The following is a 12625-nucleotide window of genomic DNA, read 5'->3' as shown; positions in this document are numbered from 1 at the left end:
GGAGGGCCCCTCTGTGTAGGTCGTCTCAGCTCAGCAGCGAGGTGATGCAGTTGGTGAGCTTGAGCAGGTCGAGGGCGGAGATGCCGCTCGCGAGGCACTGCACCTTGGCCTCGGCCCAGGTCAGCGTGGCCGAACCGCCGGAGTCCGTGCTGCCACCGGTGTCTCCACCCGTGCCGCCGCCGGTCAGGTCGGTGACGAGGCCGTCGACCAGGCCGGTGACGCCGCCCGAGGTCGTACCGCCGGTGCCACCTCCCGTGCCGCCGCCGGTGCCGCCACCCGTGCCGCCGCCGGTGCCTCCACCGGTCCCGCCGCCGGTGCCTCCACCGCCAGTGCTCGAGCCGGGCTTGGGCCTGTTGGCCTTGGCCTCAGCAGCCTTGGCCTTCTTGCGCTCCTTGGCGCTCAGCGTCTGGTCGTTGGACGTGGAGGTCAGCACAGGGGCGGTCGTGTAGCCGTCAGGCGACTGGGTGAAGTCGCCCTGCGCGTAGCGGGCCGAGATCGCCAGGACCAGGTCGACGTAGGAGTCGGAGTGGTTGTAGCGCCGGACCGCCGCCGCAGCGCCCGACTGGGTCGAGAGGTCGTCCGAACCGGCGCAGAGGTAGATGCCGGCCGAGGTCGCGGCGTCGTCGATGTCCTGCGGGTTCTTCTTGCCGTCGTTGTCGGAGTCGACCGCAACGGACTTCCAGGTGCCGGGGATGAACTGCATGGGCCCGACCGCGCGGTCGTAGACCGGATCGTTGTCGAGCGCGCCGCTGTCGGTGTCGGAGATCTTGGCCCGGCCGTCACGACCGTCGAGCGCCACACCGTAGATGCCGGGCGTCGCGACGCCATCGGCGTTGAGGGAGTTGCCACCGGTGCGGCCGTGGTTGGACTCGACCCGCCCGATCGCCGCGACGAGGTTCCACGGCAGCTTGCAGGACGCGTCGGCCTTGCCGAGCAGCGTCTCGGCACGGTGGTAGGCGTAGAGCGCGGACGACGGGATGCCGTTGGTCGACAGCGTCGAGACAGTGCCGGCGAGGCCCGCCTTCTGGTCGATGCCGGCGGGGGTCGGCTGCACGCTGGCGGGGTCCTCGAACGCGGTCGAGGGCACCGCCGGGATGTCGGAGCTGGTGTTGCCGTCGGATGCTGTCGCGAGGTCCGCGTGGGACAGCACGGCGCCATAGGCCCCGACCAGAACGGTCATCGGAACCAGGACGCTGGCCTTCTGCCAACGCGTGAGCTTGCGAGCTCCCATAAGTACGTGCCCTCCATGCTGTCGCGACAGGTGCGACATAGCGTAAACCGATGTTACTGCCAGGCAGGACGCGCCGCAAAGCAGTTACCCCGTTGACAACGACTCCGACGGCCCCTGGGTTACGGTCTGGCGACGCCGCCGACCGGCGCGAAATCCCATTGAGGACAATGGAGGGCGTGACGTCACACCCCGCTTCGCAAGGCTTGTTCGACCGCGCGCGGGAGGTCTCGCCCGGCGGCGTCAACTCCCCGGTGCGCGCCTTCCGGGCGGTCGGCGGCACCCCGATCTTCATGCGGTCCGGATCCGGCGCCTGGCTGACTGACGTCGACGGCAACCGCTACGTCGACCTGGTCGGCTCGTGGGGGCCCATGCTGCTGGGCCACGCCCACCCCGAGGTGCTCGCCGCCGTGGCGGAGGCGGTGAGCCGCGGCACGTCGTTCGGCACGCCGAGCGAGCCGGAGGTGCTGCTCGCCGAGGAGATCGCCGGACGTACGCCGGTCGAGTCGGTGCGGCTCGTGTCGTCGGGCACCGAGGCGACGATGTCGGCGATCCGGCTGGCGCGGGGGTTCACCGGCCGCGACAAGATCGTGAAGTTCGCCGGCTGCTACCACGGCCACGTCGACGCGCTGCTCGCCGAGGCGGGCTCCGGCGTCGTGACCCTCGGGCTTCCGGAGACTCCCGGCGTACCTGCGCATGTCACCGCCGACACGATCGTGCTGCCCTACAACGACCGCGCCGCCGTCGAGGCCGCGTTCGCTGAGTACGGCGACCAGATCGCGTGCCTGATCACCGAGGCGGCCGCCGGCAACATGGGTGTCGTGCCGCCGGAGCCCGGGTTCAACGGCTTCCTCGCAGAGACCTGCAGGGACAACGGCGCACTGTTCATCAGCGACGAGGTCATGACCGGCTTCCGGGTCACGCGCTCGGGGCACTGGGGTCTCGACGGCGAGCCCGAGGGCTGGCGTCCCGACCTGCTGACGTTCGGCAAGGTCATGGGCGGTGGCTTCCCGGCGGCGGCGTTCGGCGGTCGCCGTGACGTCATGGAACAGCTCGCACCGGTCGGCCCCGTCTATCAGGCCGGCACGCTGTCGGGCAATCCGATCGCCACCACCGCAGGGCTCACGACGCTGCGGCTCGCGGACGCCGAGGCGTACGCCCGGCTCGACGACGCGTCCGCTCAGCTGAAGCGGCTCGTCGTCGAGTCCCTCGACACCGCCGGCGTCACGTACGCGTTGCAGAGCGCCGGCAACATGTTCAGCGTCTTCTGGGGCGTCGACAAGCCGGTGACCGACTTCGCCGGTGCGCAGGCGCAGGAGGCGTGGCGCTACCGGCCGTTCTTCCACGCGATGCTCGACGCCGGCGTCTACCTCCCGCCGAGCGCCTTCGAGTGCTGGTTCGTCTCGGCGGCCCACGACTCGGAAGCACTCTCTAGAATTGCCGAGGCACTTCCCGCCGCCGCTCGTGCTGCAGCGCAGGCCACCCCCGAGAACTGAGGAAACCTGATGTCCGAACGTACGATCGTGCACTTGATGCGGCACGGCGAGGTCCACAACCCGATGGGCGTGCTCTACGGCCGCATCGCGGGCTACAACCTCTCCGAGCTCGGCCACGAGATGGCTGCCAAGGTCGCCGAGTCGCTCAAGAGCAACGACATCACGCACCTCGTCGCCTCGCCGCTGGAGCGCGCCCAGCAGACCGCCAAGCCGATCTCGGACATCCTCAAGCTCGACATCGTCACCGACGAGCGGGTCATCGAGGCCGGCAACCGCTTCGAGGGCAAGACGTTCGGGGTCGGCGACGGCGCCCTCAAGCGTCCGCAGAACTGGTGGCTCCTGCGCAACCCGCTCCGGCCGTCGTGGGGCGAGCCCTACAAGGAGATCGCCGCGCGCATGCGCGCCGCGGTCGACGACGCCCGCGAAGCCGCTCGCGGCCACGAGGCCGTCATCGTGTCGCACCAGCTGCCGGTCTGGACGGCCCGCCGGTCGTACGAGAAGGCCCGCTTCGCGCACGACCCGCGCAAGCGCCAGTGCTCGCTCGCGAGCCTCACGACGCTGACGTTCGATGACGACCGGTTCGTCGGTCTCACCTACAGCGAGCCGGCCGGCGACCTGATCCCGGACGCGCTGCGCAACAAGTTCGTCGGCGGCGCCTGACCCGTGCACCCGACGATGCGCACGCTCCGCGTCATGGTGGCGGTCGGGGCGCTGGTCCTGCTCGCCGCCTGCAGCGGTGGCGGCCGCGACCGCAACACCGACGGCTACGTCGGTGCCAACGGCTCGTTCGTCACCGTCGTGCCGGTCAAGGATCGCAAGCCCGCGCCGACGCTCGAGGGCGACGGCCTCGACGGCAAGCCGCTGTCGACCGCGGACTTCGCCGGCAAGACCCTCGTGATCAACCTGTGGGGACCGTGGTGCGCACCGTGCCGGGCCGAGGCGCCCGCGCTCAAGGAGATCTCCGAGCAGTACGCCGACAAGGACGTCCAGTTCGTCGGCATGCTCACGCGGACGCCCGACACCTCGTCGGCGATCGCGTTCAACCGCAAGAAGGGCATCACCTACCCGAGCTTCGCCGATGAGGGCGGCAGCCTGGAGCTCGAGTTCGTCAAGACCCTGCCGACCCAGGCGATCCCCACGACGTGGGTCATCGATGCCAAGGGCCGGGTCGCCGCGCGCATCATGGACGACAAGCTCAGCGCGTCGACGCTGGCCGGCGTCATCGACGACGTGCAGAAGAGCACGTCGTGACGGACTGGTTCCGCGACACCGCCCTCTCTGGCAACCTCCTCCTCGCCGTACCCGTCGCCGCGCTCGCGGGCCTGGTGTCGTTCTTCTCGCCGTGCGTCCTGCCGCTGCTGCCGGGCTACCTGTCGTACGTCTCGGGGGTCGCGGCCCAGGACCTCGAGACCGCGCGGCGCGGACGGCTGCTGGCCGGGGCGCTGCTGTTCGTCCTCGGCTTCAGCACCGTGTTTGTTCTGGGCGGCGCGCTGTTCGGGTCCGTCGGGCTGCGCCTCGAGGAGCACCGGCACACCCTCTCGATCATCACCGGCATCCTCGTCATCCTCATGGGGCTGGTCTTCATCGGCCTCGTCCCGTTCATGCAGCGCGAGGCCCGGGTGCACGCCGTGCCGACGGTCGGCCTCGCGATCGCGCCGCTCCTCGGCGTGTTCTTCGGCCTCGGCTGGACGCCGTGCATCGGGCCGACCCTGACGGCGGTGCTGAGCCTGTCGTTCGCCACGGATGACGCCTCGGCGGCCCGGGGCGCGTTCCTCACGCTGATCTACTGCCTCGGCCTCGGCATCCCGTTCGTGCTGGCGGCACTCGGCTTCGGCAAGTTCATGCGTACGGTCTCGTGGTTCAAGCGGCACCAACGGGGCGTCTCGATCACCGGTGGGCTGCTGCTCATCGCTGTGGGCGTCATGCTCGTGACCGGCACGTGGAACGACCTGGTCGGCGAGATGCAGACCTGGGTCACCGGATTCGAGGCGCCGGTATGAGCGAGCGCCAGCGAGTGAATCATGTGGCAGCACTCATACCGCGGCCTCCGTATCGTGGGCTCTTCTTGGAGGACGCGGTATGAGCTCCAACGCAGTTCCGGCTCTGGGTCGCCGGGAGTTCACCCGGTGGTTCTGGCGCCAGCTGACCTCGATGCGTACGGCCCTGTTCCTCCTGCTCCTGCTCGCCATCGCCGCGGTGCCGGGCTCGCTCGTGCCGCAGCGCGGGGTCGACGCCCGGGCGGTCGAGGCCTACTTCCTCGAGCACCCGAAGAGCGCGCCGACGCTCGACAAGCTGGGCTTCTTCAACGTCTACACGTCGCCGTGGTTCAGCGCGGTCTACCTGCTGTTGATGGTGTCGCTCATCGGCTGCATCGTCCCCCGCTCGTTCGTCTATCTCCGCGCCCTGCGCGCCCGGCCGCCCAAGGCGCCGCGCAACTTCTCGCGCATGCCGGCTTCTGCGTCCTTCGAGACCGCGGCATCCGTCGACGAGGTCATCAGCGCCGGTCGCCGGGCGATCGGACGCGCCCGGGTCGACGTCGTCGACGGCGAGCTCAGTGCGGAGCGTGGCTTCCTGCGTGAGGCCGGCAACCTGGTCTTCCACATCAGCGTCGTCGTGGTCCTGGTCGGCGTCGCGGTCGGCACGCTGTTCGGCTATCGCGGCACCGCGATCGTCACGGAGGGCCAGGGCTTCGCCAACTCGCTGACGCAGTACGACGAGTTCGGCTCCGGGTCGCTGTTCAAGGCCGACCAGCTGCCGCCGTTCTCCCTCAAGCTCGACACGTTCACCGCCAAGTTCCAGGCGCTCGGCAGCCAGCAGGCCGGCGCTCCGCGGCTGTTCCGCGCCCAGGGGACCTACACGCAGAAGCCCGGCGCCGACGTGCGTACGTTCGACATCACGGTCAACCACCCGCTGGAGATCGGCAGCACCTCGGTGTTCCTGGTGGGCCAGGGGTACGCCCCCGTCATCAAGGTCACGGACGCCAACGGCGAGGTCGTGTTCAACGAGGCCGTGCCGTTCCTGCCCAACGACCCGTCCTACACGTCGACCGGCGTCGTCAAGGTGCCCGATGCCGAGCCCCAGCAGCTCGGCTTCCAAGGTTTCTTCCTGCCGACCGCGGCCACCGGGGCCGACGGCGCGTCCATCTCGGTCTATCCCGCCGCCGCCAACCCGTTGCTCGGGCTGTTCGTGTGGCACGGCGATCTCGGGCTGGACAAGGGCACACCGCAGTCGGTCTACATCCTCGACAAGTCGAAGATGAAGCAGTACAAGGACGGCGACAAGAGCTATCGCGTGAGCCTCAAGGCGGGCCAGTCGCAGAAGCTGCCCAACGGCGGGACGATCGAGTTCGCCGGCCTCAGGCAGTTCGCCCGGCTCCAGATCAGCTCGTCGCCCGGGGTGAAGGTGCCGTTGATCGGCATCATCGCCGGGCTGGCGGGCCTCGTCACGTCCTTGACGATCAAGCCCCGGAGGACCTGGATCAGGGCTCGCCGCGACGGCTCACGTACCGTGGTGGACGTCGCCGTGCTCGACCGCGTCCCCCGTGACGACCTGCCCGCCGACCTGGACGCCTTCCTCGAGCGGTTCCGCGAAGCGCTCGGAGAGACAGAGGAGAGAACATCATGACTGCCGCACAGTACGAGCAGTTCTCCAACTACGCCGTCGCGTCGGCCACCGGCATCCTCGCCCTCGCCTTCGTCGCGTACGTCGCCCAGTGGGGCTTCGCCCGGCGGATCGCCCCCGACCGTGAGCTGGTGACGGCCGGCGCCGCCGAGGGTGCGCCGCCGTCGGCCGAGGGCACCGCCTCCGAGCGCAGCGATGTCGCCGGCGGCATCGGCTTCTCGCTCACGGGTCTGGCCTGGCTCGTCCTGCTGGCCGGCGTCATCACGCGTGGGCTGTCGGCCGAGCGCGTGCCGTGGGGCAACATGTACGAGTTCGGCTGCGCCGCGACCCTGATGGCCCTCACGGCGTACATCGTGCTGGTCCGCATGTGGGCGATCGACTGGGTCGGGCCGATCATCACCGGCTTCGGCACCGTCGTGCTCGGCCTGTCGGCGCTCGTGTTCGTGCCGCCCGGCCCCCTCGTGCCGGCGCTGCACTCCTACTGGCTCGTGATCCACGTGCTCGGCGCCATGATCGCCGGTTCGGCGTTCCTCGTCGGTGCCGCCGCGTCGGTGCTCTACCTCGTCAAGGCGCGTGCGGAGCGTACGACCGCCGACGAGGACCGGGTCGGCTTCCTGTGGCGCATTCCGCCGTCGGCCAAGATCGACCAGATCGCCTATCGCGTGCACGCCTTCGCGTTCCCCATCTGGACGTTCGCCGCGCTGATCGCCGGGCCGATCTGGGCGCAGTACGCGTGGGGCCGCTACTGGGGCTGGGACCCCAAGGAGGTCTGGGCGTTCATCACCTGGGTCGTCTATGCCGGCTACCTCCACGCACGCGCCACCGCGGGCTGGAAGGGCAAGGCCGCGGCGATCATCGCGTTGATCGGCTTCGCGACGTTCGTCTTCAACTTCGTCGGCATCAACCTGTTCGTCTCGGGCATGCACTCGTACGCCAAATAACCCCGGCGCATACGCGACGGCCCGTCCCATAGGCTCATCCACATGGGTGCGGAGATCACAGCCGAGGGCCTCGTCATGACGTACGGCGACGTGCGTGCGGTCGACGGCGTCAGCTTCACCGTGGCGTCGGGGGAGTTCTTCGGGCTGCTCGGACCCAACGGCGCCGGCAAGACCACGACTCTCGAGATGGTCGAAGGGCTGCGCAAGCCGCAGTCCGGCTCGGTCCGCATCGACGACTTCGTGCCGTCCAGGCGTGAGCCCGAGCTGCAGCGGCGCATGGGCGTACAGCTCCAGGCGTCGTCGTTCTTCGAGCGGCTGACCGCCCGTGAGCAGCTCGACACGTTCGGGGCGCTCTACGGCGTGGCCGCCGGTCGTACGGACGAGATGCTCGAGCAGGTCGGCCTGGTCGACAAGGCCGACGACCGCACCGAGGACCTCTCCGGTGGGCAGAAGCAGCGCCTGTCGATCGCGTGCGCACTGATCCACGACCCCGACGTCGTGTTCCTCGACGAGCCGACCGCCGCGCTCGACCCCCAGGCCCGCCGCAACCTGTGGGACGTCCTCCGCAGCATCAACGACTCCGGCCGCACCGTGATCCTGACGACGCACTACATGGACGAGGCCGAGGCGCTGTGTGATCGGGTCGCGATCATGGACGCCGGCAAGATCCTCGAGCTCGACACTCCCGCTGCGCTCGTCCGGGGCCTCGATGCCCCGGTACGCATCAGCGTCGCGCCGGGCACGCTCGATGCCGAGGCAGCCCGGACGATGGCGGGCACCGACGACGTCGCCGACGAGGAGTCCGGACTGACGATCACGACCCGCGACCCCGCCCGCATCCTGACCGAGCTCGCGCACCGCGACGCGCTGGACGGGCTGAGCGTCAAGGGTGCCTCGCTGGAGGACGTCTTCCTCGACCTCACTGGCCGGGAGTACCGAGCATGAGCACCGCGTTCAAGAGCCTCGCCGTGGCGATGCTCAAGGGGTTCTTCCGCGACAAGATGGCGGTCTTCTTCGCGGTGATCTTCCCGTTGATGTTCCTGGCGCTGTTCGGCGGCCTGCTGGGCGGCTCGGGCGGGTCCAAGATCGAGGTCGAGCAGGTCGGCAAGGTGTCCGTGCTCGACGATGCGCCCAAGGAGGTTCGGGCCTACCTCAAGGAGAGCCTCGACATCCACCGCACGTCCGACGAGAAGGCGGCGATCCGCAAGGTGCGCAAGGGCGACGCCGACGCCATGATCACGCAGCGCGGGGACACGCTGGTCGTACGTTTCTCACAGGCCGACCAGGTCAAGGCGGCAACCGTGCAGGGCACCTTCCAGGGCATCGTGCAGTCCGCCAACATCGCCGTCACCGGCCAGCAGCCGAAATACGTGCTCCACGCCGACCAGGTCGAGGACGACTCGTTGTCGACGATCCAGTTCTTCACCCCGGGCCTGATGGGCTGGGCGATCGCCTCCGGTGCGACGTTCGGAGCGGCGACCAACCTCGTCGTGTGGCGCAAGAACGGACTGCTGCGGCGCCTGCGCCTGGCCCCGGTCCCGACGTGGGCCGTCGTGCTGGCCCGCATCGCGGTCAGCGTTGCGATCGCGGCGGTCCAGGCGGCGATCTTCATCGGCGTCGGCGTGGCTCTCTTCGGCCTGCAGCTGACCGGCTCGTGGCCCATGATCGTCCCGCTGCTCACGGCCGGCACGCTGTCGTTCATGGCGATCGGGCTGCTGGCCGGCGCGGTGGCCAAGAGCGAGGAGGCCGCGGTCGGCATCGCCAACTTCGTGGTGCTGCCGATGGCGTTCCTGTCGGGCTCGTTCTTCCCGCTCGACGGTGCACCCGGCTGGGTCACGGCGGTCAGCGAGGTGCTGCCGCTCAAGCACCTCAACGAGGGCATGCTCGACACGATGGTCCGCGGTGAGGGGCCGGGCGCCGCGTTGATGCCGATCGTCATCCTGCTGGGCTTCGCCGTCGTCGTCTCCGCCGTGGCGAGCCGAGTCTTCCGCTGGGACGACTGACCAGCCCCCAACTTTTGAAGCCTTGCGCAGGTTCCCGACCACGAGAACGTGCGCAACGCTTCAAAAGTTGGCGATGAGTCAGGCGAACCAGCGCTGCCACATGATGCTCATCCTTGGGGGACGCCCCGCGTAGCCCCGCGCCGTGAGCGCCCGGTGCACCCGCCACGCAATCTCCTGAGGACGTGTCAGGTCTGTTGATGTGATGACGATGACGACCCAACCCGCGGCCTCGATGCGTTCCCGCCGTCGGATGTCCTGTTGCCGCTGTGCCGACGAGCGTTCGTGGTGCCACCCGTCGTACTCGATGAGCACCTTCCACCGATCGAGGACCAGGTCGCCTCGTCCGAGAAAGCGCCCATCGTCGTCGAGGAGGACGACGTTGCGCCGCGGCTCGGGCAGTCGGGCGAAGACGAGCAACAGACGGATGACCGTCTCCATCGGCGACTCGACGTTCTCCCGCACGTACGTGACCGCCCTTCGCGCTCGCCGCACGCCGTGCAGGTGGCGATCGAGGGCGTACGCCGTGAGGGCGTCGAGCGTCGTCCTCCCGGTGTGGATCAGCAAGTCGCCGAGCTGGACGAGCTCGACGAAGCTCAGCCGGCCCGCGCAGTCGACGAACGTGCGCTCGGGGCCGGTGACGGGGAGCCCTTCGATCTCGATTGTGGAGATCCGGCGTTGCCGGCGGTGCAGCACGATGCCCACGTGGCGAGTGACGGTCGTGCGGGTCGTCGAGAACTCGAGATGCGGGTGGCGACCAGTGCGCGGTTCGAGGCCGTAGAGGCGCATGGCGCTGGTGTGGCTCACGACGACGTCGCGGGGCAACGCCAGTCGTGCAGCCTGGAGCAGGAGCCTGAAGGTCAGCTCGACGTCCGCGGAGACCCAGACACCCCGGAACACCTGACGACACCGTTTGCCCGCGAGCACCCCGCGCCCGATGCCGCGCTTCCTGGCCGTCGCCGTCGTGAAGGGGACGTCTTTCAAATCGGCTGGCAGGTCGCGGATGAGAGGCATTCCTCCGACGATGCAGGCACGCCGCCACGGCGACGCGACGATGACCGAGCCCTGTGCGAACCGGCGGGCGCCCGGGGATCCTGTGGACACGCCAGCTTTTGAAGCCTTGCGCAGCCAAAACCGCGTCAGAACCTGCGCAACGCTTCAAAAGTTGGCTGGGGGGGCGGGGCTAGAGGCCTCGGAGGTAGTCCGGATCGTCGTCGGGACCGCGCGGGCCGGGGCTCGGCGGACGGGGCGGCCGCGCCCGGCCGCCACCTGGCGCCGCACGTTCGCGACCGAGGAGCAGCCACACCAGCGGGCCGATGCCGATGACCAGGACGACCACGAACCACAGCGGCTTGGGCAGGTAACGGACGCGTTCGCGCGGCGTCGCGACGAGGTCGAAGAGGGCGTAGACGAACAGGGCCAGACCGATGACGATCAGCAGGAACTTGCCCATGCGTCAACCGTACCGGGGACGGTGCAACCGGCTCCCAGCGTGACTCCGCGAGCGATTAGGCTGCGGTCATGAAGGCTTTCTGGACCTACACGCTCGCCCGCCTCGCCGTGTTCGGGGCGACGTTCGGGGTGGTCTGGCTGATCGCGTCGATCTGGGTCGACTGGGGCAACCTCACGTCGCTCCTGGTCCTGCTGGTCTCGCTCGTGCTGTCCTCGGTCATCTCGATCTTCGCGCTCGCCGGGTTGCGCGACAAGCTCGCCCAGAACGTCCAGGAGCGGGCCGCGCGGATGACGCAACGCATCGAGGAGTCTCGCCATGCCGAAGACGTCGACTGAGAGCCGAGCCTGGATCGCCGAGGCCATCCGCCGGGTCGACGCCGATGCCAACCGCAGCGCCGACACGCATCTGCACGTCCTGCCGATCCCGGTCCCGGGCATCGACCTCTACCTCAAGGACGAGTCGATCCACCCGACCGGGAGCCTCAAGCACCGGTTGGCCCGCTCACTGTTCCTGTACGCGTTGTGCAACGGCTGGCTCAAGCCGGACACGACCATCATCGAGGCGTCGAGCGGCTCGACGGCGGTCAGCGAGGCCTACTTCGCGGGCCTGATCGGCCTGCCGTTCGTCGCGGTCATGCCTGCGACGACGAGTCCCGAGAAGATCGACCTCATCGAGTTCTACGGCGGACAGTGCCACCTCGTCGACGACCCGGGCACGGTCTACGACGTGGCCCAGGAGCTCGCGAGCAAGTGCAACGGGCACTACATGGACCAGTTCACGTTCGCCGAGCGGGCGACGGACTGGCGGGGCAACAACAACATCGCGGAGTCGATCTTCGAGCAGCTGGCGGCCGAGCCACACCCGTGCCCCAGCGTCATCGTCGTGGGCGCGGGCACGGGCGGGACGTCGGCGACGATCGGCCGTTTCGTCCGTTATCGCCGGCACGACACCCGCGTCGTGGTCGCCGATCCGGAGAACTCGGCGTTCTACGGCGGCTGGGAGGCCGACCGCTCGGACGTCACGACCGACCGGCCGTCCCGCATCGAGGGCATCGGCCGCATGCGGGTCGAGAAGTCGTTCGTCGGCGGCGTCATCGACGACATGGTCCACGTACCGGATGCCGCCTCCATCGCGGCGATGCGCTGGGTGTCCGGCATCCTCGGTCGGCGAGTCGGCGGGTCGACCGGCACCAACGTCTGGGCGTCGCTGCAGATGATCGCCGAGATGCGCGCCGCGGGCGAGACCGGAAGCGTCGTCACGCTGCTGTGCGACGGCGGCGAGCGCTACGGGCACACCTATTACGACGACGCGTGGCTCGCGGCCCATGGACTCGACATCGGCCCGTACGCGGCTGCGCTCGCCGAGTTCGACCTGACGGGCGTGCTGCCTAGGGTGTGACCGGGATGATCTCGGCCGACACCAGCACACCGGCGTCGATCAGGAGCCGGCCCATCGTGCCGCGCGGCTGGCGGCGCTTGTCGGTCGGCGAGCCAGGATTGAACAGCCGCTGACCGTCCTGCTCGGTGTCCCACGGGATGTGCGAATGCCCGAAGACGACGAGATCGGCCTCGGGGAACCGTCCCCGCATACGGGCGGCACGGCCGACCTTGTCACCGCTGATGTGGATCATCGCGACGCGCAGTCCGTCGAGGTCGAGCTCCAAGGTCTCCGGTGCGCCCCACGCCGCGACGTCAGGACCGTCGTTGTTGCCGAGGACGACGTGCACCGGCGCGTACGCGGTGAGCTCCTCGAGCACGCTCGGCACGCAGACGTCTCCGGCGTGCAGGATCACGTCGACGTCGGTGAGCTGCTCGGCGACGGCAGGTGGCATCGACTTCCAGAAGCGCGGCGCATGGGTGTCGGCGAGCACCGCGACGCGCAGCACG

14 protein-coding genes are annotated in these 12625 nt (G+C 69.3%); 10 read left to right on the top strand and 4 right to left on the bottom strand.

From position 1 onward, the window contains the following. Positions 1 to 25: 25 nt before the first annotated feature. Positions 26 to 1180 carry a lytic transglycosylase domain-containing protein gene (locus tag ASC61_RS20235; RefSeq protein ID WP_235503483.1) on the bottom strand — a complete coding sequence of 385 codons (1155 nt, stop codon included), beginning with the start codon at positions 1178 to 1180 and terminating at the stop codon, positions 26 to 28. Positions 1181 to 1398: 218 nt separating this feature from the next. Here ASC61_RS20235 and hemL point away from each other — a divergent pair, with 218 nt between their 5' ends. From hemL to ASC61_RS04325, 8 genes are all read left to right on the top strand, one after another. Beyond that, a complete protein-coding gene (gene hemL / locus ASC61_RS04360; RefSeq protein WP_056209856.1) occupies positions 1399 to 2724 on the top strand; it encodes a glutamate-1-semialdehyde 2,1-aminomutase in 1326 nt (441 codons plus the stop codon). Positions 2725 to 2733: 9 nt separating this feature from the next. Next, the gene (locus tag ASC61_RS04355) at positions 2734 to 3384 is read left to right on the top strand and encodes a histidine phosphatase family protein (RefSeq protein ID WP_056209853.1); all 651 of its coding nucleotides are present in this window, start codon (positions 2734 to 2736) and stop codon (positions 3382 to 3384) included. A gap of 15 nt (positions 3385 to 3399) precedes the next feature. Beyond that, entirely contained in the window at positions 3400 to 3975 is a 576-nt protein-coding gene (locus tag ASC61_RS04350) for a TlpA family protein disulfide reductase (RefSeq protein ID WP_056215298.1), read from the top strand. Then, on the top strand, positions 3972 to 4724 hold the full coding sequence (locus ASC61_RS04345; protein ID WP_056209851.1) for a cytochrome c biogenesis CcdA family protein: 753 nt from the start codon (positions 3972 to 3974) through the stop codon (positions 4722 to 4724). Before ASC61_RS04350 ends, ASC61_RS04345 begins: the two co-directional genes overlap by 4 nt. A gap of 79 nt (positions 4725 to 4803) precedes the next feature. After that, positions 4804 to 6348, top strand: coding sequence for a cytochrome c biogenesis protein ResB (gene resB, locus ASC61_RS04340; RefSeq protein ID WP_056209847.1), 1545 nt, complete (start codon positions 4804 to 4806; stop codon positions 6346 to 6348). Then, positions 6345 to 7286 (top strand): c-type cytochrome biogenesis protein CcsB, encoded by a 942-nt coding sequence (gene ccsB / locus ASC61_RS04335; RefSeq protein WP_056209843.1) that lies wholly within the window; start codon positions 6345 to 6347, stop codon positions 7284 to 7286. The genes resB and ccsB overlap by 4 nt, the downstream gene beginning before the upstream one ends. Before the next feature lie 42 nt (positions 7287 to 7328). Beyond that, a complete protein-coding gene (locus ASC61_RS04330; protein ID WP_056209839.1) occupies positions 7329 to 8231 on the top strand; it encodes an ABC transporter ATP-binding protein in 903 nt (300 codons plus the stop codon). Further along, positions 8228 to 9289, top strand: coding sequence for an ABC transporter permease (locus ASC61_RS04325; RefSeq protein WP_056209835.1), 1062 nt, complete (start codon positions 8228 to 8230; stop codon positions 9287 to 9289). The genes ASC61_RS04330 and ASC61_RS04325 overlap by 4 nt, the downstream gene beginning before the upstream one ends. Before the next feature lie 78 nt (positions 9290 to 9367). On the opposite strand, the gene ASC61_RS04320 is transcribed toward ASC61_RS04325, so the two are convergent. Both ASC61_RS04320 and ASC61_RS04315 read right to left on the bottom strand, forming a co-directional pair. After that, positions 9368 to 10390, bottom strand: coding sequence for a hypothetical protein (locus ASC61_RS04320; protein WP_157439372.1), 1023 nt, complete (start codon positions 10388 to 10390; stop codon positions 9368 to 9370). A gap of 79 nt (positions 10391 to 10469) precedes the next feature. Continuing rightward, entirely contained in the window at positions 10470 to 10739 is a 270-nt protein-coding gene (locus ASC61_RS04315; protein ID WP_056209827.1) for a PLDc N-terminal domain-containing protein, read from the bottom strand. A gap of 68 nt (positions 10740 to 10807) precedes the next feature. Here ASC61_RS04315 and ASC61_RS04310 point away from each other — a divergent pair, with 68 nt between their 5' ends. Beyond that, entirely contained in the window at positions 10808 to 11074 is a 267-nt protein-coding gene (locus ASC61_RS04310) for a DUF4229 domain-containing protein (protein ID WP_056209825.1), read from the top strand. Then, entirely contained in the window at positions 11055 to 12137 is a 1083-nt protein-coding gene (locus ASC61_RS04305; protein WP_056209821.1) for a PLP-dependent cysteine synthase family protein, read from the top strand. The genes ASC61_RS04310 and ASC61_RS04305 overlap by 20 nt, the downstream gene beginning before the upstream one ends. On the opposite strand, the gene ASC61_RS04300 is transcribed toward ASC61_RS04305, so the two are convergent. Continuing rightward, complete coding sequence (locus tag ASC61_RS04300; RefSeq protein WP_235503481.1) at positions 12127 to 12624, bottom strand: metallophosphoesterase family protein; 498 nt, start codon at positions 12622 to 12624, stop codon at positions 12127 to 12129. The genes ASC61_RS04305 and ASC61_RS04300 overlap by 11 nt on opposite strands. Position 12625: the final 1 nt, after the last annotated feature.

It is taken from the genome of Aeromicrobium sp. Root344, assembly GCF_001425755.1.
Classification (GTDB): domain Bacteria; phylum Actinomycetota; class Actinomycetes; order Propionibacteriales; family Nocardioidaceae; genus Aeromicrobium.
This window is presented reverse-complemented; position numbering and strand designations above follow the sequence as displayed.